The sequence below is a fragment of the Candidatus Microthrix subdominans genome (assembly GCA_016719385.1).
GTDB classification, from domain to species: Bacteria; Actinomycetota; Acidimicrobiia; order Acidimicrobiales; family Microtrichaceae; genus Microthrix; species Microthrix subdominans.
Genome location: JADJZA010000006.1, coordinates 57,602 through 82,915, shown reverse-complemented (window position 1 = coordinate 82,915; position 25,314 = coordinate 57,602). Strand labels below are relative to the sequence as shown.

At 66.8% G+C, this 25,314-nt stretch carries 17 protein-coding genes and 2 tRNA genes; 8 read left to right on the top strand and 11 right to left on the bottom strand.

All coding sequences use genetic code 11. The features are described from left to right. The first annotated feature begins 374 nt into the window (after window positions 1–374). Window positions 375–1,244, top strand: coding sequence for a maleylpyruvate isomerase N-terminal domain-containing protein (locus tag IPN02_08465; GenBank protein ID MBK9296855.1), 870 nt, complete (start codon window positions 375–377; stop codon window positions 1,242–1,244). 255 nt (window positions 1,245–1,499) lie between these two features. Beyond that, window positions 1,500–3,236 carry a hypothetical protein gene (locus tag IPN02_08460; GenBank protein MBK9296854.1) on the top strand — a complete coding sequence of 579 codons (1,737 nt, stop codon included), beginning with the start codon at window positions 1,500–1,502 and terminating at the stop codon, window positions 3,234–3,236. Between the two features lie 18 nt (window positions 3,237–3,254). Here the strand turns inward: IPN02_08460 and IPN02_08455 are convergent, their stop codons facing one another. After that, window positions 3,255–6,269: a hypothetical protein gene (locus IPN02_08455; protein ID MBK9296853.1), complete on the bottom strand. Its 3,015-nt coding sequence runs from the start codon at window positions 6,267–6,269 to the stop codon at window positions 3,255–3,257. A 654-nt stretch (window positions 6,270–6,923) separates the two neighbouring features. On the opposite strand from IPN02_08455, the gene IPN02_08450 reads away from it, so the two are divergent. Both IPN02_08450 and IPN02_08445 read left to right on the top strand, forming a co-directional pair. Further along, complete coding sequence (locus tag IPN02_08450; protein ID MBK9296852.1) at window positions 6,924–7,997, top strand: tyrosine-type recombinase/integrase; 1,074 nt, start codon at window positions 6,924–6,926, stop codon at window positions 7,995–7,997. Next, window positions 7,994–9,922, top strand: a complete 1,929-nt coding sequence (locus IPN02_08445) for a tyrosine-type recombinase/integrase (protein MBK9296851.1) — start codon at window positions 7,994–7,996, stop codon at window positions 9,920–9,922. Before IPN02_08450 ends, IPN02_08445 begins: the two co-directional genes overlap by 4 nt. Window positions 9,923–9,924: 2 nt before the next feature. Here IPN02_08445 and IPN02_08440 read toward each other — a convergent pair. Together IPN02_08440 and IPN02_08435 are read right to left on the bottom strand one after the other, a co-directional pair. Continuing rightward, window positions 9,925–9,998: transfer RNA gene (locus IPN02_08440), tRNA-Ala, on the bottom strand. Between the two features lie 197 nt (window positions 9,999–10,195). Next, window positions 10,196–11,077 (bottom strand): AIM24 family protein, encoded by an 882-nt coding sequence (locus tag IPN02_08435; protein MBK9296850.1) that lies wholly within the window; start codon window positions 11,075–11,077, stop codon window positions 10,196–10,198. Between the two features lie 112 nt (window positions 11,078–11,189). Here IPN02_08435 and IPN02_08430 point away from each other — a divergent pair, with 112 nt between their 5' ends. Then, on the top strand, window positions 11,190–12,209 hold the full coding sequence (locus tag IPN02_08430; protein ID MBK9296849.1) for an alpha/beta hydrolase: 1,020 nt from the start codon (window positions 11,190–11,192) through the stop codon (window positions 12,207–12,209). On the opposite strand, the gene IPN02_08425 is transcribed toward IPN02_08430, so the two are convergent. Next, window positions 12,163–13,755, bottom strand: a complete 1,593-nt coding sequence (locus tag IPN02_08425; GenBank protein MBK9296848.1) for a peptide chain release factor 3 — start codon at window positions 13,753–13,755, stop codon at window positions 12,163–12,165. The two genes, IPN02_08430 and IPN02_08425, sit on opposite strands and share 47 nt — an antisense overlap. A gap of 259 nt (window positions 13,756–14,014) precedes the next feature. Here IPN02_08425 and IPN02_08420 point away from each other — a divergent pair, with 259 nt between their 5' ends. Further along, window positions 14,015–14,974, top strand: coding sequence for an alpha/beta hydrolase (locus tag IPN02_08420; protein ID MBK9296847.1), 960 nt, complete (start codon window positions 14,015–14,017; stop codon window positions 14,972–14,974). Then, entirely contained in the window at window positions 14,971–15,666 is a 696-nt protein-coding gene (locus tag IPN02_08415) for an alpha/beta hydrolase (protein MBK9296846.1), read from the top strand. Before IPN02_08420 ends, IPN02_08415 begins: the two co-directional genes overlap by 4 nt. A 133-nt stretch (window positions 15,667–15,799) precedes the next feature. Here the strand turns inward: IPN02_08415 and IPN02_08410 are convergent, their stop codons facing one another. The 5 genes from IPN02_08410 to IPN02_08390 form a co-directional block, all read right to left on the bottom strand. Next, window positions 15,800–16,636, bottom strand: a complete 837-nt coding sequence (locus IPN02_08410) for an endo alpha-1,4 polygalactosaminidase (GenBank protein ID MBK9296845.1) — start codon at window positions 16,634–16,636, stop codon at window positions 15,800–15,802. A gap of 80 nt (window positions 16,637–16,716) precedes the next feature. After that, the gene (xseB, locus tag IPN02_08405) at window positions 16,717–16,989 is read right to left on the bottom strand and encodes an exodeoxyribonuclease VII small subunit (protein MBK9296844.1); all 273 of its coding nucleotides are present in this window, start codon (window positions 16,987–16,989) and stop codon (window positions 16,717–16,719) included. Beyond that, window positions 16,986–18,566 carry an exodeoxyribonuclease VII large subunit gene (xseA, locus tag IPN02_08400; protein ID MBK9296843.1) on the bottom strand — a complete coding sequence of 527 codons (1,581 nt, stop codon included), beginning with the start codon at window positions 18,564–18,566 and terminating at the stop codon, window positions 16,986–16,988. The genes xseB and xseA overlap by 4 nt, the downstream gene beginning before the upstream one ends. Before the next feature lie 115 nt (window positions 18,567–18,681). Beyond that, complete coding sequence (locus IPN02_08395) at window positions 18,682–20,565, bottom strand: ABC transporter ATP-binding protein (protein MBK9296842.1); 1,884 nt, start codon at window positions 20,563–20,565, stop codon at window positions 18,682–18,684. 83 nt (window positions 20,566–20,648) lie between these two features. Continuing rightward, window positions 20,649–22,283, bottom strand: a complete 1,635-nt coding sequence (locus tag IPN02_08390; protein MBK9296841.1) for an acyl-CoA synthetase — start codon at window positions 22,281–22,283, stop codon at window positions 20,649–20,651. 198 nt (window positions 22,284–22,481) lie between these two features. Between IPN02_08390 and IPN02_08385 the strand changes: the two genes are divergently transcribed. Next, window positions 22,482–23,891: a DUF1298 domain-containing protein gene (locus IPN02_08385; GenBank protein MBK9296840.1), complete on the top strand. Its 1,410-nt coding sequence runs from the start codon at window positions 22,482–22,484 to the stop codon at window positions 23,889–23,891. A gap of 94 nt (window positions 23,892–23,985) precedes the next feature. On the opposite strand, the gene IPN02_08380 is transcribed toward IPN02_08385, so the two are convergent. Both IPN02_08380 and IPN02_08375 read right to left on the bottom strand, forming a co-directional pair. Further along, window positions 23,986–24,075, bottom strand: a tRNA-Ser gene (locus tag IPN02_08380). A gap of 65 nt (window positions 24,076–24,140) precedes the next feature. Next, window positions 24,141–24,572, bottom strand: coding sequence for a nucleoside deaminase (locus IPN02_08375; GenBank protein MBK9296839.1), 432 nt, complete (start codon window positions 24,570–24,572; stop codon window positions 24,141–24,143). Between the last annotated feature and the right edge of the window lie 742 nt (window positions 24,573–25,314).

The window sequence follows — 25,314 nt, the reverse complement described above, 5'->3', positions numbered from 1 at the left end:
TCGACAGCCCCTGCCCCTCGCAGAAGTCGAGAAACTCGTCGAGCCAGGCCCGATGGTGAGCGTCGGTTTCTTTCTCAAGGAACTGCGCTCGGTTCAGGATCGACGAGCTTGATGCTCTCGTCGTTGTAGCGGCCGGTTTCAACACGGTGCGTGGGACAGAAACTGGGCCTTGTCGTGTGCCATTACTTCGGTGAGCAGCGGCTTCTCGCCATCCGGCGTCATCACGATCATCTTTCGGGCCATACGGTTCCTTCGGGTACGTGTGCCCGGGTCCGGACCACGCACAGGGTGGCGGGCACAGCGCTGCGCCGCAACCGATCAGATGCGGCGGCCCCGCTACGGTTCGGTCAGATCATGACGAACGGGGGAACGAGATGACCGACGCAAGCGAACCAACGTCGCAATCAGCGGCCGACGAACCCGTGGTGGGTCTGTTGTCCGAGCAGTTCGCCGCCGTGCGGGCCCTTGCCGACGAGGTCCCCGACGAAGCCTGGGCCGGGCCGACGGACCTTCCGGGGTGGACGGTGCAGGACTGTTTCAGCCACATGATCGGCGTGGAACGGGGCATGTTGGGGCACAGCGAGGACACGCCCTCGGTCGATCACCTGGCGCACGTCGACGATGACTTCTCTCGGATGGTCGAGGCACCGGTTGAGCTGCGTCGCAGCCGAACTCCGGCGGAGGTGCGCGCCGAACTCCACGACACCCTCGCTGAGCGACAGCGCGCATTGGAGGGCTTCGGCTCCGAGAAGTTCGACGAGGAGTCGTGGACGCCCGCCGGGCCCGGCACCTACCGCGACTTCATGGTGATCCGGTTGTTCGATCTGTGGATGCACGAACAGGACGTTCGCCACGCGCGCGACATGCCCGGGCACCTGTCCGGGCCGGTGGTGGCCTCGGTGCTTGCCAACAATGCCGGTAAGGCCCTGCCGCTGGTCGTCGGCAAGCGGGCCGACGCCCCGATCGGCGCGGTGGTGGCGATCGACGTCGTCGGGCCCACCGAGGCGTCGTTCGTCGTCCAGGTCAACGACGTGTCGGGCAAGAAGCGGGCGGCGCTCATCGACCCGGGCAGCTCCGGCAACCCGACGGCCACGGTCGAGGTCGATGTGGACACGTTCATGCGGCTGTGCGGCGGCCGCGTCGGCGCCGCGTCGTTGTTCGAGGCTCACCCCGATGCGGTCACCCTTGGCGGCGACGTGACGCTGGGTCGGGCCGTCGTCAACAACCTGGCCTTCACCCCGTGACGGCGGCGGCGCCAGGGACCGGCGGTGCACCCCCGCCGGACCGGCCAAGTAGATCCAGGGGTAGGGCCGCCGATCCGTCGCCCTGGGTTGAAAACTGCATCGACTGAAGTGGAGCTGACGGGACTCGAACCCGTGACTTCCTGCTTTTATCTCCACCTCGCACGGGCGGCACTCGCCAATTCCGAAGGGTCGGGGTCTATCGTGCAGCAGAGCCGTCGCCCTGCCTGACCGATGTGGCTCGGTAACCTGAGTGCAGTGCAGACATACAACTGGCCGCTGATACAGAATCGAAGCGGGGACTCTATTGAGTCCTTGGTAGCGACGCTGCTTCGCCGGGAGTACACCGATGCGCGGCGGCTCAACCCATCCCAGGGCGACGGGGGTATAGACATCGCTCGTTCTACGCCGGATGGAGATGAAATCTGGCAAGTCAAAGGATTCACGACAGCGATGACCGATGGCCAGTTCCGCCAGGTTAAGCGGTCGTGGGAGCGGTTCGTTCAGCAGCACGTCACTCCCGGACGACGTCTGATTGTGCGCTATCACCTCGTTACTCCGTGGTCGCCGACCGAAGAACGCATCGCAAAGTTCACTGCGCTCACCTCAGGCGCGGCGTTCCCTTGTCAGTGGGACAGCGATGCTTTCCTCGCCGGGCTGGCAGATCGCTACCCCGAGACCATGCTGAGGTTCACCCACGGCGAAGGTGCACTCGAGCAGTTCCTCACTCAGAAAGCGATGCTTGCGTGCTCGCCGGTCGAACGTGGTGAGTCGTTGACGATGCTCGAAGCCATCGAGGTTCGTCAGGATGCGCTCGATGACCTCCGATCAACGGTGAGCGACAACTACCGGATCGAGCATGGCACCCTTACTTCGGCTAACACGTGTGAGATTCCGTCGCCGCTTGATCATGGTCCGGCCGTGCATCACCGGATGACCTACCTGGGCGACTCCCGGTGGAAGTACGAGTCGGTCGTGCAGACGTCGCCTGACGCCGCCGAGATCGAGCCCATCAAGCTGAGTATGGTGTTCCTGGCAGAGCCAGGAACACCAGAGCACGAGGCCGTACGAGCTTGGTTCGAGTGGGGGTTCCCACTCGAACATGCCCACGTCAAGACCGCAACCCTCGGCGGGCCGTTCTCCGGCGATGAATCAGCAGAATCAACCGTCTCCATCTCTGCGAGAGCCAGCGACGAGACGCCGTCGCTCTACCTTCGGTGCACCACGACAGATGGCGAGAATCGTTTTCGCCTGCGGTTAATCGTTGCCGAGCGAACAGTCGGGGCACAAACCGGCTGGGTGCGACTAGTGGTCGACACCCCCGAGAGGACCCTCAGTTTCGAGTTGCGATTCAAGGAGGGAGAGAACGCTGAAGCGAAGGGCCAGATGGGGAACGCGGAAGGTCGCAACCCTGAGGCAGTCCGCGATGAGCTCGAAAGTGTGCGGCGCATTAGCGCCACCGACATCATCTCCGTGGAGACGGGCAGCGGCGATTCAATCATGCGGGTGTTCGGCACAGTCCTGCCCACCGCGCTGGAAGCGATCCACCTTCCCGTCGCTCAATGCCTGACCAATTTGCAGGTCTACACAGCGCCAGCTCTCGTGATGCCGTCGATCCCGGAGATCACCGACAGCCAATTCGGCTACCTCTCCTTGCTCACGTCCATCTACGGCGGCGTGGCTCACCACTGGACCTGGACCGACTTGACACTTGAGATACCCAACGACGACGCCGGAAGAGATCGCATCAAAACCGTTGTAGACGCCTTTGCATCCGGCCAGCACTTGGTCAAGGTCGAAACACCTGTCTTTCAACTCGGAGATCGGATTTACACGATCGATCATCCCCTCACCAGCGCAGCGCATTCGGCCAAGGTCGAATCCGGGGTCAATCCCGCGGCGCTGAGATCGGGGGACACCTTCCGGCTCGTCCCCGGCTCAGACGCCGGAGTGACAACAGCGAAGCTCGTCGACTGGGTCCCGGGGATCATCTAGCGCTAACCCGGGTTGATCTCAGGTCGCCATTGCGTCGGCGCCTGGTTGAACCGGATAGCCACTGAGAGCCGACCGCACGCTGTGAGCTGGGTCCCCCTCCAACTGCTCTCGCACGGCCGAATAGGCCGAGTCAGCCGCCCCATTCAATGCACTAGCAAGCGCTCGGCGGACACGGACGTCTGGATCTGCCGCTAGGCGGTTGCCCAGGTGTGCTGGCTCCCCGTGGCCAGCCCAAAGGGTTGCGGCGAGGCATCGGATTGCCCACCCTTGGCTGGCGAGGAATGCGAGGTCATCCTTGACGGTATCGCCGAGTTGTTGAAGAGTTCGGGTGGGCCAGTAGTCAGACTCCTCGCCCAACAGCGAGTACGCGAGGCGCCGCACATGTTCACGTTGGGGAGCGTCAACCGCTAGCGAGGCGGCAAGGACGAGCGCTTGCCCTCGGCTTTCACGGGGCGTGCCACTCATCCGAAAACCACCGAGCTTGTGGGTGAACTGCTCGTTGAAGTTGTCGTGCTCTGAGGGTGTGGGTGAGGTGGCCAGTCTCACTGCAGCAGCGAAGTAGTCCTTCCGCTTGGCCTGATCGATGTGAGGACTGAGATTGGCGGCGGCGATCAGATACTGGCCCCGGTCACTCGAGCTCACGTGGGGATCGTCGGCTCGCGCCAAGAGTTCGGCGAGGGCCGGATCGATCGCCGTAGGAGAGAGATGGCGGACGAGAAAAGAGTCCCCGATCGCGTTCGTTCCTCTGGAATAGACGCCGACGGCGTGCTTGAGGGGTGTCGTGAGTCTTGTCAGAGCGCCGACGGCGTCGGTGTCGTTGAGGAGTGTGGGATCGTCAACCGACAGCATCTCTCGGGCCCAAAGGCTACCGGCGTTCGCCAAGGGGACGAGGGCGGCTCGGGTGAGCAAGCGGTGCTGTTCGATCGCGTCGAAGGCTGTGCTGTTTCGCGCTCTTTGAGAATGGTTGAGCAGAGCTACGAGGTGCGGGATACCACGCTCCGCGAGCGAAGCATGGGTGGCGACGATCTTGGCGACCACCTCAGCTTCGTCCTCATCGTGGTAGCGGTGGTAGTCCTTTTCTAAGGCTGGCTGCCTCTCGAAGTGACTTAGTACGTCGTTTGCGCTTGTCAGATCGAGGCGGTCGGCGATACCAGCGAGCGCCTTGACTGCGTTGTTGTACCTGGACGTAGCGAACGACCGTAGGTCCGGCCGGCTTCCCGTCTCCGCCGCCGCCAGTTCATCGACGAGGTGCTCCGACACGGTCTTGACGAGATCGTTCGGCATCAAGTCTGCCTGAACGGCGAGTAGCCGATAGCTCGTGCCGACTGTCCAGTAGTTTGGAGCATCGAGATCGTCGCGGATGTCGATGAACTCGAAGGGAAGAGATTTCCCAAGCGCCTCGATAGCTTTGATCGCACCAGCTCGGACAAGATGACGGGCCGCCATGGCGGGTTCGTCTGACTTGGTGAGAATCTCGGCAAGAGCCCTTCGAGCGCGGTCTTCGCCGGCCCAGTCGCTAACCGCCACGGCGTCACGGAGTGCTCGTTGTGCCGATACTGCCGCAGACCGGAGCTTCCCAGCGCTTAAGGATGCCAATGCGTCCTCGTAAGCGCCGTTGGCAGTGGGTAGGAGAGAAGACGAAGTCCCCATCCCGCGAATCGCCGTCTGCAGGGGCAGGAGATCGTTGCTCGTGTAAGGGTTCCAGCGCGCCCGGAAGGCTCGACGACTAAAGATCCACGTCGAGGCTTCGCCCCACTGCTGTGCTAGCGATGCAGAGCCCGATGCCTCGTCCCACGCGAGATCAGCTTCCTCAAACTTTTCATGTAGGGCGCAATGTCGCGCGTAGCGTGCCGTGACGAGGCCGAGTAGGTCATGCCCGAGTTGTAGCTTCCGAGCGTCGGATAGGAGTTCTGACCAGTCTTCTGTGGTTTCGGCGAGAAGCAGTCTGAGCCGGGTGTGTAGCACGCGGTCGAGTGGCAAAGTGCTTAGAAGCTCCGTGAAGGTCGAGGCGGCTTTCGTCAGCCACTTCCGGTCGTCGTTCGCCAGGGAGGTTTCGCCAGCCAGCAGAGCAATTCGGACCTGGTCAAAGGGGTCCCCGATCTTCAGGCTGGCGATATCAGGAACGTAAGCGAGGGGATTTATGTAGAGACCAATGGCGACCCTGGCGACGCGCTGGCAAACTTCAACCCGATTACTACCCGCAGCCTGCTTCGACAGCTCACCCAGCCAAGATTGCGTCAACTGAGCGGTCGAGGACGACCCCTGGTCGAGAGCCGCCCAGAACTCATCCAATATGTAACGCGCAGCTTCGTCAGCTCGATCAAGGCTCGCAAGCAGGCGGATACGATCCTGATCGTGCTGCGCTGCGTGCGGCCCAAATCCCGCGTTCCGAAGTCTCGCCTGCCCAGCCTCGATGAGCGAGAGGGCTTGCGAAGGATCGGATAGCGCTGCTGCCCTGCTGAAGAGTTCTTGCGCGCCAGTGGCGACTTCGGGCGTGCGGGCGATCGCCTCACGAACAGCCACGACCTCTGTAGGTGGTACGACGGTCGTGTCGACCTTAAAAGGTAGACAGAAGGCATCGGCAGTTGGCATTCCGAAGAACTCGATTACGATCTCCGGCCGATCTCTCAGGAGGTAGGACAGCTCCTGCGCGTCCCATAACTCCAACCCGATCGGCTGGAGCGTCTTGCGTTGGTTCGCCAGTTCTTCCACGACCCTGGTGCTTCGGATAGTGCTGGCCACGCCGATGACGAGGCGGTCAATCGAGAATGGACGTTCTGTCGTTCGGAACTTCTTGACGGCCGCCATCAGCTCCGCAGGGCCGAACCTTCGGGTCCTCTTGCTTTGGAGCGCAAGGCCTGTGCCGTCAGGTGCCAGAGCGACGACATCAAGGCCGTGCTGCGCCTGGCCTCGGTCTCCATAAAGCTGAGCATGGCGTAGGCCTTCCACATCGCGCATGACGCGCCACTGCAGACGTTCGAAGTCTTCCCATGACAGGGAATCGAAAGGAAGCAGTTCAAGCTTCCCGATCACCGGCGCAGACGAAAGAGCCGAGGGCATGCCATTGAGTGGTGACCCAATCGACAAAGGATGCCAGTTCGCCATACGTCTCCCTTTGTAGTTCGTTAGCCAGGTTCGAGTTGGGTTAGCCGGTTGCTCAGGCGCCAGCGCTGGATCTAGCGGGACTCGAGCCGAGCACCTGACCTGTCGCTCTTGGCTTCACCCCGTGCAGTAGCCGCAGTCTGACCGTTCATTGGTTTGAAGTCTCGCCAAGCGCCGTCGCAACGGTCAGGTCGATCCGTTGATTCAGGCCGTCCCTGGTAGAGCACGTTGGCGGAGGTGAGCTCAGTGCCTAGAAGGGTGGCGGCAAGTGCCTCCCGCAAACCTGAGCGAGCCTCACCGACCAGAGTTGAGGTGTCGACGTTTTGAACTACCAAAGTGGCAACGCCGTCCCAGTAGCGATTGCCCAAATGGGATTCGGTCAGCCACGGCTCCAGGACTTCAATGCCCCTCATAGCGGCTGACCAACGTTGGATGGCCTCCTGCTCGGTGGTCACGAAGTCAGTTTCACACACCGGTAGCCAGCGGCCGCAGGATCAGGCCCAACTCGGGCTCCGGCCAAAACGTCACTCCTCCTCCGTACCATCGAGTTGAGACCATGTCGACGACCTAAGGAGGTCGGTGATGATGCGGGTACGGAAGCGGGTGCTTCATGACGGTCAAGCCTGCTACGAGCTCAAGGGCGACGCCGCTGACGGGACCGGGGCGGCGAATCGGTACCTGCTGTACCTGACCAACTTGGATCGTTCGCCTAACACGATTCGTGCCTACGCGACGGACCTGCGGTTGTGGATCGGCTGGCTGACCGACCTAGCCCGACCATGGGAGTCCGCGGATCTAGAACTCCTTGGCCAGTTCGTGCACTGGCTGCGCACGAGCCGATCAGGACACTCTGACGAGGTCGTCACGCGGCTGATCTCAGCGCAGCCTGGCAGGAGCCCCAAGACGGTCAACCGCGTCGTGGGCACGGTCTTCGCCTTCTACGAATTCCACGCCGAGGCGGGCGCACCGATTAGCCGTCAGCTGATCGATTTTCGAGCGACTCATCACGACTACAAGCGCAGCCTCGGCAGGCGCAGCAGCCGTCGCCGGCCGATCACCCTTCCCGAGCCATCAACCCGTCCGGCCACACTCTCTGCGGCGCAGGTCGGCAACCTGCTTCGGGCATGCGAGCACCGCCGGGATCGCCTGCTGATCGGGTTCTGGTGGCTGGCGGGCCTTCGCGTCGGTCAGACCCTAGGGCTACGACATGATGACATAGACGCCCGCAAAGCACAGCTCCGAATCGTGCCTCGGGCGAATCCCAATGGTGCCCGGCCCAAGGTGCGCGAGACGCAGACGGTTCCCCTTCGGCCTGAAATCTTGGAGCTGTACGGGGAGTACGTGCGAGAAGAGCTGCAGTCGGTTGAATCCGACTACGTCTTCGTCAACCTGTGGTGCGAGCCGCTTGGGTCACCTATGACCTACTCGGCCGTGGACGGCTTGGTCCGCCGGCTCCGGGCTCACTCAGGCGAGAACTTCACCCCACACCAGCTGCGTCACACCTTCGCCACTGACCTGCACCGGGAAGGTGTGTCGCTGGAGGTGATCAGCCGGCTGCTGACCCACCGCTCCATCTCAACCACCAGCGACCTCTACCTGCACCTTGACGTTGAGGACCTTCGAGCAGGGCTCGAAATGGCGAAAAGAGCCAGATCATGAGCGCGCAACTGGCTGCTGTTCCCGACCCAAGAGATGCGAGGCCGGTCGACGCCCTGACGTCGGCAATTCGGCCCGAGTTCGCCGTCGGCACGTATCTGCCCGAGCCTGACGACGCGGCACTGTGGGGACCGGTGTGCATGGTGCCTGCCTGCCCCGGAGGCCGGGTGCAGATGAAGGAGCCGAGGCTGTGCATCACGCACCTCAGCCGGTGGAGGAAGCACGGCAAGCCCGACATCAACCGATTCCTCCGCTCCGACCGGGTGCATCCAGTGCCAACGGCTTCAGACCAGCGTGAGCGGTACGGCTTCAGCGTGGACGGCACGGAGGGCATACTCCGTGCTGAGCTTCAGCTCGGGCTCCAGCAACGTCACGACCATCGAACCACCCGGCTGTTCGCCAGCGACTTCCGAAGCGCCGTCAATGCCGTCACGTGTGCTGGTGTCGAGACACTCGTCGGGACTGAAGCGTCGTGGTCGGTCAAGGCGACTCGCGGTGGCGCCGCGTTTCTGAGGTTCACCGAGCGGGAAGTAGCTCGGCTGTTGGAGCCATCCGACCCATTGGAACGAGACGTGTGGCGGTCGAGCGATTTTCCCAATAGCGGCGCCAACCGGGTGCTCAATCTGCGGTTCGAGGTGATCGATCAACCCTGGCTGAGGAAGGCGGTCAAGCGGTGGCTCAAGCATCGCCTGGCTACGGGTACCAAGTGGAACACCGCGCACGCCAACCTGGAAGCGATGCGCCGCTTCTCGGAGTTCCTGACGACGATCGGTCAGGTGGCTCGGTCGATGGGCGACCTGGATCGAAACCTGCTGGTGGACTACCTGGGCTGGTGCGCCGCCCTCCCGGTGGCGGCAGAGACTCGAGCCAAGGCGGTTGGCGGGGTGCGGCTGTTCTGCGACGACTACCGGCTCAACGGCTGGTCGCCTCGTCTACCTGCGACCGCGTCGATCGCGAGGGGTGAGGCACCCAAGGCACCGGACGGGCTCCCTCGACCCGTCGACGAACGGGTGATGCGTCAGATTGAGGACGAAGACAACCTCGCCCGGCTGCCCCTCAGCGTGATGGCCGTTGTCGTCATCGGCATCAGGTGTGGGTTGCGCATCGGGGACGTGCTCAGCCTGCCGTTTGACCCCTTGAGGCAGGACAGCACCGGGCAGCACACCCTGGTGTACGACAACCACAAGCTGGACCGCGAGGTGGCGCTTCCCGTAGTGCACGACGACGTCGTCGAGCTGATCGAGCGCCAGCAGGGCGAGGTTCGCAACCGGTTCCCAGCCGGGTGTCGGTGGCTGTTTCCCAGGTTGACCGGCAACCCCGATGGTGAGCGGCACGTTCCATACCCGACGCTTCGAGGCCAACTGGAGGAGTGGTTGGAAACGTGTCCCATCGTCGACTCGACGGGTGCGTCCGCACACGTGACCTTCCACCAGTTCCGCCACACCTTTGGCACCCGACTGATTGAGTCGGGCGCATCAGAGCACCTGGTGCAGCGTCTCATGGATCACCGGAACGCTCGGAGCACTCGTGGGTATGCCGAGCTGTCCGATCAGACGAAGCGCAAGGAGTTCTTCAAGTACACCCGCTTCAACAACCGGGGCGACTCGGTGCTGCTCAACCCCGAGACGCCCACCGGGGACGCCGAGTGGATGAAGGAGCAGCTCAACCGTGCGCAGGTGACACTGCCCAACGGCTACTGCACCCTGCCGCTCACCCAACCGTGCGAGATGCGCAACGCGTGCATCGACTGCGACAGCTACTTCGTCACCACCGTCGAGTTTCTCCCGACGCACCGTAAGCAGCGGGACGAGACGGTCGTGCTGATCAAAAAGGCCGAAGCCGAGGGGAACCGGCGCCTCGTCGAGAAGAACACGCCGCTACTCAAGCGTCTCGACACGATTGTCGAGACGCTTGAGAGCGATGTCTGAGGTGGAGGCGATGGGACTCGAACCCACGGCCTGTTGCTTGCAAAGCAACTGCTCTAGCCAGCTGAGCTACGCCCCCAGATGGGAAGTGATGATGATACTCGGGGCCGATGCCGATGGCTCCACCTGATTGCCGCCGCCGCACTCCGCAAGTGGAGATAGCTGCTTGCAAAGCAGGTGCTCTAGCCAACTGAGCTACAGCCCCAATGAATTGCCCATGATACTCCGGTCTCGGTGCTGATCCTCCAATGGATGGTCCAGCGGTCGACCGGTTCGTCAGGCGTTTGCGATGGAGCGCCCTTCGGAGGGCTGCACGATGACGATACCGTCGCCTTGGAACGTGAGTTGTACCGCCTCGCCCGAGCCGAGGCCGATGGCCGCCTTGGCCTTCATCGTGCGGTTCAGGCCGGTCTGCAGGTTGGAGCTCCAGGCCACGACGGCATCGGTGTCGACGAACGTCGGGGCGTCGGTGCGCAGCACCACCGGGTCGCCATCGGTGGTGATCGCCACCCAGCCGCGTCCCTCAAGGCGGGTGTTGAACAGCCCGCCGGCGGCCATGCCGGCGCCCTTGATCCGCTCGATGTCCCAGGTGAGCGTCGGCTCGAAAGCCAGGATGCTGCGGCCGTTGACGGTGAGGCCGCCACCCTCGAGGTGGATGATGTGCACCTGGTTGCCCTGGTCAGCCAGAAACAGTTCGCCCTGCCCCTTGCAGCGCATGAGGGCCAGGCCTTCACCGGTGACGGCCTTCTTCATGAACTTGGCCATGCCGGCGCCTTCATGGTCGAAATCGATGTTGCCCTGCACGGCCACCATCGAACCCTGCTTGGCCAGCAGATCCTCACCCAGCACCACCTTGAGCAGCCGGCTGTTCTGCTTGACCACCCGCTGACCCGAGCCGACCTCGGCGTAGCGCGCATCGCTCAACAGGTCGGTGCGGATCCCGGCCACCAGCGTGTTGCCGGGGGTGGTGGTGCCGGGTGCCGCTGCGGTCGCCCCGACGGTGGCTCGGGTCGGGTCATCGCTGGGTCGGGACGCAGAGGTGGGCGTTGCCGCCGTGATCGAAACCGCGTGGGTTTGCGCAGTCCATTGCGACCCGTCCCAGTAGCGCTGTGCGGACGGGTCGGACGGGTCGGGGTACCAGCCGGCGGGAGTATTCATCGGCGACACGATAGGACGATCAATGGTCAAGCGCAGGTTTCCGGGTCGCCCGACCAGAACGCGTTCGGGCGCCCGTGAGCAGGCTGCCGAGTGGCCTCGATACGGTTGGGACGTGGACCGTCGCAGAGCAGCCATCATCGGAGGTGTGGGCCTCGGTGTCCTCGCAGCGGTCGCCGCCGTCCACGTCGCCGGCACAAGGATCCGCCGTCGGCACCATGTCGACCTCGACGAGCTGTTGGTGCCACCCGAGAACGTGACGCGCCACCGCATCGCGACCAGTGACGGCGGATCCTTGCACCTCGTCGAGGCGGGCAGCGGTCAACCGCTGGTGCTGTTGCACGGCGTAACGCTGCAATGGTGGGTGTGGAGCCCGCTGTTTCACCTGCTGTCCGATCGCTTCCGGGTGATCGCCTGGGACATGCGAGGTCACGGCGGCTCCGAGGTCGGCGTCGACGGCGTCACCCTCGAGGCGGCGGGGCGCGATCTCGTCGAGGTTCTCGAACACCTCGACCTGTCCGACGCCATCGTCGTCGGGCATTCGATGGGCGGCATGGCGATCGGTCGAAGCGTGGTCGATCATCCGGACCGCCTCAACGCTCGCAGCGCCGGGCTGGTCTTTCTGGCCACCGCCGCCACGTCGGTGTCACCCCGTTTTGTCGCCGGGTACCTCGGCGCCGGGGCGGGCGTGCTAGCCGGTAAGGCCGACCGGGCGAACGCGGTGCCGGTCGATCGTCTGTGGCGGCCCGGCGACCTGTCGGCGTCGCTGATCCGGATCGCCTTCGGCAAGGAACCGTCGGCGGACGCCATCGAGGCGGTGCGCCAGATGATCATCGACGTACCGACGGTCACGTCGGTCGAGGCGGGTGCGGCCATCCTCAACCACGACCTGACCGACGATCTGGGCGCATACGAAGGCCCCGCCATGGTGATCGTCGGCTCCGACGATCACCTCACCCCGCCGCGGCTGGCCCAACGCATCGCCAAACTGTTGCCCCAGGCCGAGCTCCACGTGCTCGAGGGTGTCGGCCACCAGGTGATGCAGGAGCAGCCGCGTCGGCTCGGCGAACTGCTGGAGCGCTTTGCGTTCAGTGCTCGCGCAGAGCGCCCTCGGCGAGCAGCCGGTCGAGCGTGAGCTCGGGCTGGTCGGCGATCACCCGGTCGAGCCAGTACGGGCTCTCGAAGAGGGCGAGCAGCACCCCGTCGGAGCGTTCCAGCACGGTCACCCCAGACATCTGTCGCAGCGGCACCGCCGAGTCGGCATCGGTCTGACGGGCCACCTGATACGGCGTGGACTCGAGCATGGTCGGAGCGCCGAACTCCTGTTCCAGGCGCCATTTGGCGACGTCGAACTGCATCGGGCCCACCGCCGCCAGCGTCGGGGCCTGATCGCCGAGATCGGGGTCGCGCAGCACCTGCACCACACCCTCCTCGTCGAGCTGGTTGATGCCGCGTCGAAACTGCTTGAAACGGCTGACGTCGGCCGGGCGGGCCACTCGGAAGTGCTCGGGGGCGAACGCCGGGATCGACGGAAACTCGACCGGTTCTTCAAGATAGAGGGTGTCGCCGACTCGCAGGTCGGTGGCGTTGACCAGCCCGACGACGTCGCCGGGGAAGGCCTCCTCGACCGTTTCGCGATCGTTACCGAACGCGGTGTGGGCGTACTTGGTGGCGAAGGGCTTGCCGGTGCGGGCGTGGGTGGCCACGTCGCCCCGTTGAAAGCGACCCGAGCAGATCCGCACGTAGGCCACCCGGTCGCGGTGGGCCTTGTCGGTGTTGGCCTGCACCTTGAATACGAAGCCGGACAGCGGTGCGTCCAGGGCGCGGGCCCCGCCGTCGGCGGTCGTGCGAGGACGAGGCGAGGGGACGAGGTCGATCACGGCGTCGAGCAGCTTGCGAACCCCGAAGTTGGTCATCGCCGAGCCGAACAGGGTGGGGGTGGTGATGCCGGCCAGGAAGGTCTCGACATCGAACTCGGAGCCGACCTCGTCGAGCAGCCCGAGCTCCTCGTTGGCGCGCACCCACAGCTCGCCGTCGAGTTCCTCGGCCCGGGCGGGGTCGAGGTCTTCCTCCGGGGCGATGCGGGCGCCGCCGGTCGTGCGGGAGTAGCGGGTGTAGCTGTGGTCGCGCCGGTCGATTACTCCCCGAAAGTCGGTGTCGGCGCCGACCGGCCAGGTCACCGGCGTCGGGATCAGGCCGAGCTGGCTTTCGATGTCGTCGAGCACCTCGAGCGGTTCGCGCGCCGGCCGATCCCACTTGTTGACGAAGCTCAAGAGCGGCAGGCCCCGGTCGCGGCACACCTCGAACAGCTTCAAGGTCTGCGGCTCGATGCCCTTGGCGGCGTCGAGCACCATGACGGCGCCGTCGCAGCCGGCCAACACCCGGTAGGTGTCCTCGGAGAAGTCGCGGTGACCCGGGGTGTCGAGCAGGTTGACCACGCAGTCCCGGTAGTTGAACTGCAGCACGGTCGAGGTGATCGAGATGCCGCGTTGCTGCTCCATGGCCATCCAGTCCGATGTGGCCGAACGGCGACCGCCCTTGCCCTTCACCGAGCCCGCCTCCATCGCCAGGGCGCCGCCGTAGAGCAGAAACTTCTCGGTCAGGGTGGTCTTGCCGGCGTCAGGGTGCGAGATGATGGCGAAGGTGCGGCGCCGGGCCGCCTCACTGAGAACGTCGGACATAGACAACAAACCTTGCGTGGGGGCCGAAGGGTGGGGAGGAGAGGGGAGGGTCAGCGCCCCGGGCGTGTCGATGGTACCCCCACCACGCCGTCATCGGCCCGACGCAGCGTTGACGACTGCGTGTACCCTCCCCGGCAGTCCTCCGCCGGCCGTCGAAACCCACCACGTTTGTCGGCGAAACGCGGAGTGCCAGGGTTCGAAACCGCATCGCTCGCCGGCGTTGCGGCCCACCGGTCAGCGAGGTCATGGAGTGAACGAGGTGTCAGCACATCCGCCGCCCGGGGAGCCCGCGACCGGCCAAAGCGTCCCGGTGAGCGCCGCCGTAGCGGGGGCGTATCCCGGGGCGCACCGGCCGGATCGACGGCGCCGGGTCGACTCCTCCGGCGTCGGCATCTCGGTGGTCGAGTGGGGCGACGAGGGCGATCCGCCATTGTTGTTCGCCCATGGCGGGTTCGACTTTGCCGAGACACTCAACGTGTTCGCACCGATTCTGGCCCGGGCCGGATGGCGGGTGGTCAGCTGGGACCAGCGGGGTCACGGCGACTCCGATCACGCCGACCTGTACTCGTGGCACGCCGATACCCGGGATGCCGCCGCCGTCGTGCACAGCACCACCGACGAAGCGATGCCGTGGATCGGCCATTCCAAGGGTGGCGTGCTCACCATGCAGCTGTCCGAGGTGCTGCCGCATCGGTTGAGCAAGCTGGTCAACCTCGACGGGTTGCCGTCGCGCCGCTTCGTCCCCGACGTCGCCGAGCAGCGCAACGCCATGATGAGCGAGGCGGCCCTCGGCTGGCTCGACCATCGGGCATCGCTCGAGGGCAAGCAGCGACGCCCCGGCACGATCGAGGGTCTGGCTCAACGGCGGGCCCGCATGAACATCCGCATGTCGTCCGAGTGGTTGCAGTATCTGGTCACGGTGGGGGCGAGGCAGGACGCCGACGGTTGGCGCTGGAAGATCGACCCGACGCTGCGCATGGGCGGCTTGGGACCGTGGCGGCCCGAATGGTCGATGGCTCGCTTGCCCGCCCTCGGCGTGCCGTTCCTGGGCGTGCTCGGCCTGGAACTCGAGGAGATGGGGTGGGGCACGCGTCCCGGGGACGTCGAGGCCTACCTGCCGTCCGGCGCCCGGTTTGAGACGTTGGACGGCGTCGGCCACTTCGTGCACATCGAAGCCCCCGAGCGGGTGGCCGACCTGATCTTGGAGTTCCTGTCGTGACCACGCCGTCCGCTGCCTGTCCATCCCCCGTCGCACCGGCGACCGTGCTGCGCCACGGACGCATCGAGCTGGCGTTGCACCGTCTGGTCGACGCCGACGGCCCCAACCTGCTCCTCCTCCACGGCTTGGGCGAGTCGACACCCTCCGATCCGCCCAGTTCCATCGTCGAGGCGTGGCCCGGTGCCATCTACGGGCTGGACTTCACCGGCCACGGGGCATCGTCGATACCCAGCGGAGGTGGCTACACGTCGGAGGTCCTCGTGGCCGACGCCGACGCTGCGCTGCGGCACCTGGGCTCGGCGGTGCTGCTGGGCCGGGGCCTGGGCGCCTATGTCGCCCTGATCCTGGCCGGCCTGCGCACCGACGCGGTGCACGGCGTCGTGCTGGCCGATGGCCCGGGCATCGCCGGCGGCGGCACCGAGCCGGGCAGCCCATCGATCGTCGCTCCGGCGGAGCGCTGGGAGGGTACGCCCGACCCCTGGGCGTTGGCCGAGCTGGCCACCGATGTACGGCCCCAGGACTACGCCCAGGCTTTCGCTCGGTTCGTCCTGACCGCTCACCCCGACGACCACCCGCTGTGGGTGTCGGCCCGGGTGCGGCCGCCGTGGCTGGAGTCGGTCGTCGAGGAGGCGGGTGTGTTGGAGGGTTCGATCCCCGACGCGTTGGCCGACCTGGGCCGCGCCCAAGGCTGAGACAGCACTCAACCCGGTCGATCGGCCTCAGCGATCGCACCCGCGCTCGATCTGGGTGTCATCGCTGTGGCCCGGTCCTCAGCGATCGCACCCAGATTGACCTTGGGTGGCTTTACTGCGGGTTGATGGTTGGTCACTTGGGCGCCGGGCAGGCGTTGCGATAGCTGTCGTCCAGGTCGAGCGGCAGGATCAGCGTCGTGGTGCCGGCCGCCATGGCCTCGGCGCACGTGGCCTTGCGCTGCCGCTCGGCCTCCGCCGCCGTGTCCGGGTCGACGTACTCGGCGTTGAACACCGGCTTGCCCCGTTCGAGGAACGGGGCCAACTCGGCGCATTCGCCGTAGCGATGGCATTGTTCGTTGACGGCGAAGTCGAACTCGCCGGCCAGATCGTCGGCCAGGCCCAACGTGTTCTTCAACCCGATGGCCAGCCCCCGCCGGTGGGCCTCCTCGCCCAGCCAGCGCAGATAGGAGCGGGTGTCGGCCTCGGTCAACCCGAGGCCGTTGCTGCTGCCCCCGCCATCAGTACTCCGGTAGCCGTCGGTGTTGTCGGGCTCGACGCCGTCGCAACCCTTGTTCACAGCCAGGTCGAGCCGGTCGGACATGATCGAGCGAACGTTGGCCGACGCCAGATCCACCCAGCGCTCGTCGGGCCACCCGTCGAGCACGTTGCCCTGGTCGGCGTCGGTGAAGTTACCGTCGTCTCGTCCGACCTCGGAGGATCCGGCGGAGAAGTAACAGATCACCCGCCGTCCGTCGTCGTGCAGCGCGTCGATGGTCGCCTGCGGGGTCTCGACGAGGTCGAGGTCGTAGACACCGACGTCGTAGCCGATGTTGGGTGGGTCACCGTCGGGCGCGGACAGCTGCCACTGCCACGTGGCGTCGGCTGCCGGGGTCCATCGCTCCGGGGCGCCGTTTGACCGCTCGTCACCGCCACCGCAGCCGACGGCCGCCAGGACCAGCAGGGCGATCATGGCGGCGCCTCGTCGGGGCAACGCCCTCGCCCTCGCTCTTCCCGCCGGTCGGTTGAGGTCGGATCCGAAGCGGGCACCGATCACCCGGTCGGGTCCTCGGGGATCAGGTCGGCCACCAGTTCGTCGACGCGCAGGCGGGTGCCGGCGATGCGTTCTCGACAGACCGAGATCAGCCAGGCGGCGCGCTCCACCCGGTCGGCGAGCACGTCGAGGTCGACGTCGTCGCGTTCCAGCTCGGCGAGGATCCCCGACAGCTCGCCCATCGCCTCGGCCCAGCCGAGCTCGGCGCCGGTCGGGTCGCCGGTAGCCGCCTCGGTCGTGGATTCGGCGGAGGTAGGGGTCGTCTCGTTCATGGGTGGTCCTGGGGGTCCTCGGTGCGGGTGGGGTCGATGCTGCTGGTCGCGACGGCCGTGCTCGCCGGCTCGGTCGTGCCGGGGGCTCGGGGAGTCGAGCCGTCGGTGTGGTGGCTCTCGTCGGCGTCGTCCGTCGGCGGGCCTGTTGTCGCTGCGGTGGCGGTGGCGGTGGCGGTGGCGGTGGCGGTGGCGGTGGCGGTGGCGGTGGCGAGAGTGCCGTCGGCCAGCCGGATGCTGAGGAGGTCGCCGGCGGCCACCTGGCCGACGCTGCGAACCAGACGGGCGGGTCGATCCGCAGGGGTGCTGCGCACGATCGCGAAGCCCTTGGCCAACAGGTGCGCCGGGTCGGCTGAGCGCACGAGCGCTTCGGTGTGATCGAGCCGTTCGGCGGCCCGGTCCAGCCGGGACCCGACCCGGGCGAGCCGGCGGGTGGGTTCGTCGAGGCGTCCTTCGGCGGAGCGCAACGCGGCGCCGACCAGCAGCGGCACACCGGAGGCCGCGGCCTGCACGCTGCGCTCGCTCTGGCGGACCGAGCGGCGTGCGGCGGCAGCGACCCGCGGAAAGGCGGCGGCGACCCGTGCGTCGGCCAGGTCGGTGGCGCGGGCGGCGGCGTCGCCCACCCGGCGGCGGCGCTCGGCGAAGTCCTCGTCGGTGCGGCCCAGGGCCCGGGTCGATGCCCGGCCGAGGCGGGCGGCGCACTCCTCGGTCTCCTGGCGGCACAGGGTCACCGCCTCGATCAGCGCGCCGGCGGCTGCGGTCGGCGTCTTGTACGCACGGTGGGCCATCTGGTCGGCGACCGAGGTGTCCACCTCGTGGCCGATGCCGGTCAGCACCGGGTGCCGGCAGCCGGCCACGGCTCGGGCGACGATTTCGGCATCGAAGGCGGCCAGGTCGGTGCGGGCGCCTCCGCCGCGCACCAGCACGACGGCGTCGAGGGGCAGCGAGGAGGCCAGTGCGAGGGCTGCTGCGACCTCGGCGGGCGCATCGACCCCCTGCACCCGGGAATCGATGCGGGTGACGTGGAAGGCCAACCGGCTGAGCTCCAGCTCGTGGAGAAAGTCCGTCTCGGCCGCCGAACCTCGGCTGGCGATCAGGGCGATCCGCTGGGGGAGGGTGGCCAGGGGGCGGGCGGCGTTGGCGACCAGCAGGCCCTCGGCCTCGAGCTGTTGCAGCAGGGCGGCGCGTTCGGCGGCCAGGCTGCCCAGCGTGAACGTTGGGTCGATGCCGACCATCACCAGCTGAAACGAGCTGCTCGCCGGGTAGATCGCCACCGTGCCCCGCAGTCGCACCCGCACCCCGTCGTCCATGCGTACCTGTCCGTGCGCCCGGCGCAGGTGGCGGTTCACCCGGTCGCGGGCCTTGTTGAACAGCGCAACGTTGACGGTGGCGGTCTGCTTGCGCCCGGTCACCGGGTCGGTACGACCCTCGACCAGGCTGAAATAGGTGTGTCCGGCGGCGGAGGGGCGGCCCTTGTTGTGGATTTCGCCCTCCACCCACACCTCGCCGGGAAACACGTCGACCAAGGCCTGGTTGGCTCGGTCGACGAGCTCGCCGACGGTGAAGGTGGGAGCGGCCACCGGTTCAGGCTAGTGGTGCGCTGTGACATCAACTGCGCCGTGGTCGCTTCCGGATTTCACCACGCAGCGCACGCGTGTCGAGCGCCATCTGCGAGCACATCGCTCGCCGAAGCGCCTACGGCGCGACGGTCTCGATCCTGGGGAGCAGCGCTTCGGAACCTTCGACCAGCGTGCGGTACAGCGCGGCGTACAGGCCGTCGTCGGCCAACAGCTCGCTGTGGCGACCCCGCTCGACCACGCGCCCCTCGTCGAGCACCAGGATCAGGTCGGCGCCGACGATCGTCGACAGCCGGTGGGCGATCACCAGGGCGGTTCGGCCCTCGAGTGCCGTGGCCAGCGCCCGCTGCACAGCGGCCTCGGACTCGGTGTCCAGGCTGGAGGTGGCCTCGTCGAGGATCACCATCGCCGGGTCCTTCAGCAGCATGCGGGCGATCGCCACCCGTTGCTTCTCGCCTCCGCTCAGCCGGTAGCCCCGTTCACCGACGACCGTGTCGAAGCCTTGGGGCAGCGCCTCGATCACCGACAGCACCTGGGCGGCCCGTGCAGCCTGGCGCAGCTGGTCGTCGGTGGCGCCGGGCCGGGCATAGCGCAGGTTCTCGGCAACGGTGATGTGGAACAGGTGCGGGTCCTGGGGCACCACCCCGATGGCCGCCCGCAGGCTGTCCTGGGTGAGGGAGCGCACGTCGTGGCCGTCGAAGGTGATCGACCCGGAGGTGACGTCCCACAGGCGGGGCACGAGCGAGGCCAACGTGGTCTTGCCGGCGCCCGACGGGCCGACCAGCGCCACCGTCCAGCCGGGCTCGACGTTGGCCGAAACGTCGCGCAACACCGGCCCGCCCTCGCGGTGGTCCTCGCCGACCGCCTCCAGCGAGGCGATCGAGGTCGACTCGCTGCCCGGATAGCTGAAGTCGACGTGGTGAAATTCGAGCGCACCGGCGGGCGCGGTCAGCTCGGTGGCGTCGGGCGCATCGGTGATCGGGTTGGGCAGGTCGAGCACCTCGAAGACCCGGTCGAAGCTGACCAGGGCGCCCATGACGTCCACCCGGGTGTTGCTCAGCGCGCTGAGCGGTTGGTAGATGCGGGGCATCAGGATGGTGAGCGCGGCCAGCGTGCCCAGCGTCAGCCCGCCGTCGATCACGAGCAGGCCGCCCAGCCAGTACAGGACGCCCAATGCCACCATGCCGACCAGCTCGAGGCCGGTCATGAAGGTGCGCACGGTCATCGCCTGGCGCACCCCGATGTCGCGCACCCGGGCGGCCTGGGTGTCGAGCGTGGCCTGTTCGTCCTCGTAACGGCCGTACAGCTTCACCAGCTGGGCGCCGGCGGCGCTGAGGCGCTCGGTGAGGCTGGTATTCATCTCGGCGTTGAGGTTCATTCCCTCCAAGGTGACCGCCGCCAGCCGCTTACCGACCCGGCTAGCGGGCACCAGAAACAGGGGCAACAGCACCAGAGACAGCAGGGTGAGGCGCCATTCGAGCGCGAACACCGTGATCAGCGTGGCGGTGAGCGCCGCGCCGTTGGAGGCGACCGAGCCGAGCGTGCCGGTGAGCGCCCGCTGGGCGCCGATCACGTCGTTGTTCATGCGGTTGGTGAGCGCTCCGGTGCGGGTGCGGGTGAAGAAGCCCACCGGCATGCGCTGTACGTGGTCGTGCAGCGCCGTACGGAGGTCGTAGATCAGTCCCTCGCCGATGCGGGACGACCACCAGCGTTCGAGCAGGGACAACGCGGCGGTGACCAACCCGACCGCGATCACGATGCCCGCCAGCATGGCGAGTTGTTGGGTGTTCTTGTCGGGGATCGTGTTGTCGATCAGCGCCCGGAAGACCAGCGTCGGCACCAGGGCCAGCACCGACTCGACGACGATCACGGTGACGAAGGCGATCAGCTGGGAGCGGTACGGACGGGCAAAGGAGAGCACGCGCCGGATCGTCTGACGGGTGGGTCGCTCGGTCTCGTCGATGCCCATCCGGGCGTTGCGCATGTAGCTGAAGGCGTGCATGGTGGTCGACTCAACGTACTGCGGCCGCTCGGTGTTCCCGCTGCGCTCGGCGGTGGGAGTTCAGTTCACCCCGGCCCGAAGTGTCAGGGGGTGTGGTCCATCTGCTCGTCGGCCAGGCCGGAGGCCCAGCGATAGTCGGGCTTGCCGCTGGGTGAGCGGACGATCTGGTCGCTCAGCACCAGGTGGCGGGGCACCTTGTAGCCGGCCAGGTGGTTGCGGCAGTGATCGGCCAGATCGGCCAGTTCGGGCGGGGCGTCGGCGTGGCGGGGCTGCACCACAGCGCATACCGCCTGGCCCCAGCGGTCGTCGGGCACCCCCACCACCAGGGTGTCGTACACGCCGGGGTGGGCCTTCAGGACGCCTTCCACCTCCTCGGGGAAGATCTTCTCGCCGCCGGAGTTGATCGATACCGAGCCGCGACCGAGCAGGGTGATCGTGCCGTCGGCCTCCAGGGTGGCGAAGTCGCCAGCGACCGCGTAGCGGACGCCGTCGGCGGCGGTGACGAACGTGGTGGCGGTCTTCTCAGGGTCCTTGTAGTAGCCCACCGGGATGTTGCCGCCCCGGGCCAGCCGGCCGATCACGCCGGTACCCGCGGGCATCGGGTTGAGGTGGTCGTCGAGCACGACGGCGTCGCGTCCGGCCGTGACGGTGGGGCCGCCGCCGCCGTGGGTGCTGGTCTGGCCCTTGGTCTGGACGACCATGCCGTTCATCCCGCTCTCCGACGAGCCAATGGCGTCGACGATGATGATGTCGGGGAGCAGCTCCAGCATCTGGTCCTTGACCGACGGGCTGAAGACGACGGCGCTGGAGGACACGACGAACAGCGAGGACAGGTCCCAGCGGTCGGGGTTTTCGGCCAGGGTTTCGACCAGCGGGCGGGCCATGGCGTCGCCGGTGATCACGATCGTCGTCACCCGGTTGGCCTCGATGGCGTCGAACACCGCCTCTGCGCTGAAGTTGCGGACGAACACCACCGTGTTGCCCTCGAAGAGAAACCGCAGCGAGCCCCACTGGGCGGCGCCATGCATCAGCGGCGGGGTGTTCAGCGCCACCATTGGCGCGTCGGATGCTCTGGCCTTGTCGGCCAGTTCGTGGCCGTGGGTGACCCGTTCGTTGGTGTAGGCGTCCACCCCGCCGCCGAGCGCGTAGAACACGTCCTCGTGGCGCCACACCACCCCCTTGGGCATGCCGGTGGTGCCGCCGGTGTAGAGCACGTAGAGGTCGTCGCCCGAGCGTTCCAGCTGTGGACGTTCGGTACTGGCGTCGGCGACCGCCTCCGCCCACGGCACCGAACCCACTCGGGTCGGGTCGGCGTCGCTGCCGTCCTCGATCATCACGAAGTGCCTCAGGCCGGGCACGCGAGCGGTCACCGCCTCGATGCGGTCGAGGTAGGCCCGGTCGTGGACGAGGGCGACCAGGTCGGCGTTGTCGAACAGGTAGGCCAGCTCGTCTTCGACGTAGCGGAAGTTGATGTTGATCGGCACACCGCGCACTTTGAACGCCGCCATCATGGCGATCAGCCACTCGACGGAGTTCTGGGCGTAGATGCCGATGTGGTCGCCGGCGCCGATGCCCTCGGCGAGCAGGTGGTTGGCCATTTTGTTGGCCTCGACGTCGAACTCGGCGAAGGTCAACGAGGCGTCGCCGCACACCACCGCCGTCCGGTTGGGCACCGCGTCGACGGCGCGTTCGAACAGGTCGGCGATGTTGAACCCCATCGGGCGGTTCTAGCACCGAATCAGAACATGGTCTCGTTCTGCGGCCGGTGGAGGCCCCGACATCCGGGTCTCCAGCAACCGGCCTGGAGTTTGCAGCGGTCGAGAGACACTGCCGCCCGGCCTGAGTGACCGGCCGACCCTGGCCGTCGGACGGTTCCGGGTCTAGTTTCATGGGCCGACGTGGTAGGGGGAGATGCAATGGTCGAAAGCCTCGATCCGGTAGTGCGTGAGGTGGACGCATTCGCCGTACACATGGAGGAAGACCCGCTATTGAGGTCGACCATCGTCGCCGTGGCGTTGTTCGACACCACGCCCGACTGGGACGTGTTCGTCGACCGGATGGAGCGCGCCACCCGGTTGGCTCCCTCGTTCCGTTCGCTGCTCGTTCAACCGCCGCTGCGGCTCGGTCCGTTGCGCCGTGTCCCCGATCCTGACTTCGACCTCAGCTGGCATTTGCGCCGCATGGCCGCCCCGGCACCGCACACCCTCGACGAAGTGCTCGGCTTTGCATCCACTGCGGGCATGACCGCCTTCGATGTGGCCCGTCCGCTCTGGGAGTTCACGCTCGTAGAAGACCTCACCGATGGCAGATCGGCGCTGGTGATGAAAGTGCACCACTCGTTGACCGACGGTATCGGCGGGATCCAACTCGCCCAACACGTGGTCGACCTGCAGCGGGAGGCGCCGGAGCTCGGACCTATGCCGGCTGTACCCCCGGCCGAGCGCATCAGCACGGCCCGCCTGGTCGTCGACTCGCTCTCGTCGAACCTGACTCGGACGGTCGGATTGGCGGGGGATCAGCTGCGTCGGCTGCCCAGAGACCTGGTCGGCTTGGTTCGCAACCCGATCGGCGTCGCCGGGCGCGGCCTGAAGGTCGTCGGCTCGATCGGCAACTTCGTCCGGCCCGTGACCAGCACTATGTCACCGCTCATGACCGACCGGCGGTTGGCATGGCGGTACGAGACTCTCGACGTGCCGTTCGCCGAACTGCGGTTGGCCGGCAAGTCGGCAGACGGCACCGTCAACGATGCGTTCATGGCAGCGGTTGCTGGCGGCCTGGCCCGCTATCACGACCGGCACGACCAGCCCGTCGAGGAGCTTCGGGTGACCATGCCCGTGTCGGTTCGGGAGTCTGACGATGCCGAGGGCGGCAACCGCATCACGTTGGCCAGGATCGTCATTCCGGTGGGGTTGGCCGACCCGAAGGACCGAATTCGGGCCATCCGAAGCATCAGCCGGCAGTGGCGCAGCGAGCCGTCAATCTCCTACACCAGCGCGATCGCCGGGGCACTCAACCTCCTACCCCGGTCGATCACGGGTGAAATGCTCAAGCACGTCGACTTCACCGCCAGCAACGTGCCTGGATTCACCGTGCCCGTCTACGTCGGCGGTGCGCGCGTGACGGGCTTCTACCCGTTCGGACCGCCGATCGGGGCGAGTGCCAACTTCACGCTCATGTCGTATGCGGGCACCTGCAACATCGGCGTGACGGCAGACCGCAGTGCGATCACCAATCCCCAGGAGCTCATGGCCTGTTTGGTCGAGGGATTCGATGAGGTGCTCGGACTCGGCGGTGGGCAGGAGGACAGCGTGCACCGGCCCACCTGATCGGCCGGGTGCCAGTGGAGCATTCAACGGGCCGGCCAGCCCGACGCCCGGCGAGCCCACCGGAGCGGCTTCCGGTGGGCTTGAGGGAAACGAATGGCGGAGAGTAAGGGATTTGAACCCTTGGAACACTTGCGTGCTCAACGGTTTTCGAGACCGTCCCATTCGTCCGCTCTGGCAACTCTCCGCTGAGGACATTAGCCGGGCGGCCGGGTGTGTTCCTAGCCGGTTGTCCGCTGACGCCTGCCGGGGTCAGCGGCGGCGGTCGCCGAAGAACGTCCGGAGCAGGGCGGCGGCCTCTTCGGCCCCCGGGCCCGATTCGACGGGAAACTCGTAGCCGAGGCGGGGATCGGAGCCGAGGTGGTACGTGGAGCCGAGAGCGCCGCCGCTGAGGTCGGGCGTGGCGAACACCACACGGCCCACCCGAGCGGCCAAGGCCGCGCCGGCGCACATCGGACACGGTTCGAGGGTGACGACCAGCGTGGCGTCGTCGAGTCGCCAATTCTGCCCGGCCGCAGCTGCGTCGCGGAGGGCCAGGATCTCGGCATGGGCGGTGGGGTCGCCCGTGAGCTCCCGCTCGTTGTGTCGGGCGGCGACGATGACGCCGTCGACGACGACGACCGCACCTACCGGCACGTCGCCGTGCTCCAGGGCCGAACGAGCCTCGTCGATGGCGGTGGCCATCCACGCGGCCTCGGGGCTTGAGGGCGGGTCGCCGGCGGGGAAGACCGCCGATCCGGGGATGCTCACCCACTCAGTGTAGGAGTGGGACCGGGCGCGGTGAACGCTCGGCGATCGAGTTGGGATGTGGGCGGGATGCTGCGGCTGGCGCCCTGTGGATGAAGTGTGCACCGAGCGGTGGAGAACCGGCTGGGTGCGGGGGACAATCCACAAACCCTGGGGACAACCTGGGGATTGTCCACAAAACGGTTGACCCGGAAGGCGTGGGGGTGCACAGTGCCTTCTCCACACGGAACGCCAGCGTTCCCGACGGACAACACCGGAGGCGCTTCGGCGTCGAGGGTGGTTTCGAGCGGCTTCGGCCGATCGGACACCGGAAGGTCACGCTGGCGACTCGGGAGGACTTCGGTCCGACCGACCCAAGCGGGCGCCAGCTCGGTTGGGCACCACCGAGGGCTTCGGCCCGAGGTGGCACCGGGGCTCAGAGTCCCAGTGTCCGTGGAGGACACCGGCATTCGCCACCCGCATCGATCCCCGGACCGGTGCGGATGGACCGGCCGCTTCGGGCGAACGGTTCACACAAGGGGAGGACGGCCTTCGGGCCAGAGGCCTCTACAACGGCATCGCCCGCCGCACCCTCGGGCACGACGGGCGATGAATGAGCGCTTGGACGTCAGGCTACGGCCGACGCCAGGTCGCTTGGCGGATACCGGTGTTGAGGGCCCCGGGCCCGGTCTGCGGATCG

Bases quoted from the DNA above. Each gene is read 5' to 3' on its own strand.
- IPN02_08425 (MBK9296848.1), bottom strand. From the start codon at position 13,755: ATGTCCGACGTTCTCAGTGAGGCGGCCCGGCGCCGCACCTTCGCCATC.
- IPN02_08375 (MBK9296839.1), bottom strand. From the start codon at position 24,572: ATGGCCACCGCCATCGACGAGGCTCGTTCGGCCCTGGAGCACGGCGAC.
- IPN02_08450 (MBK9296852.1), top strand. From the start codon at position 6,924: ATGCGGGTACGGAAGCGGGTGCTTCATGACGGTCAAGCCTGCTACGAG.
- IPN02_08390 (MBK9296841.1), bottom strand. From the start codon at position 22,283: ATGGGGTTCAACATCGCCGACCTGTTCGAACGCGCCGTCGACGCGGTG.
- xseB (MBK9296844.1), bottom strand. From the start codon at position 16,989: ATGAACGAGACGACCCCTACCTCCGCCGAATCCACGACCGAGGCGGCT.
- IPN02_08395 (MBK9296842.1), bottom strand. From the start codon at position 20,565: ATGCACGCCTTCAGCTACATGCGCAACGCCCGGATGGGCATCGACGAG.
- IPN02_08445 (MBK9296851.1), top strand. From the start codon at position 7,994: ATGAGCGCGCAACTGGCTGCTGTTCCCGACCCAAGAGATGCGAGGCCG.
- IPN02_08385 (MBK9296840.1), top strand. From the start codon at position 22,482: ATGGTCGAAAGCCTCGATCCGGTAGTGCGTGAGGTGGACGCATTCGCC.
- IPN02_08465 (MBK9296855.1), top strand. From the start codon at position 375: ATGACCGACGCAAGCGAACCAACGTCGCAATCAGCGGCCGACGAACCC.
- IPN02_08435 (MBK9296850.1), bottom strand. From the start codon at position 11,077: ATGAATACTCCCGCCGGCTGGTACCCCGACCCGTCCGACCCGTCCGCA.
- IPN02_08410 (MBK9296845.1), bottom strand. From the start codon at position 16,636: ATGATCGCCCTGCTGGTCCTGGCGGCCGTCGGCTGCGGTGGCGGTGAC.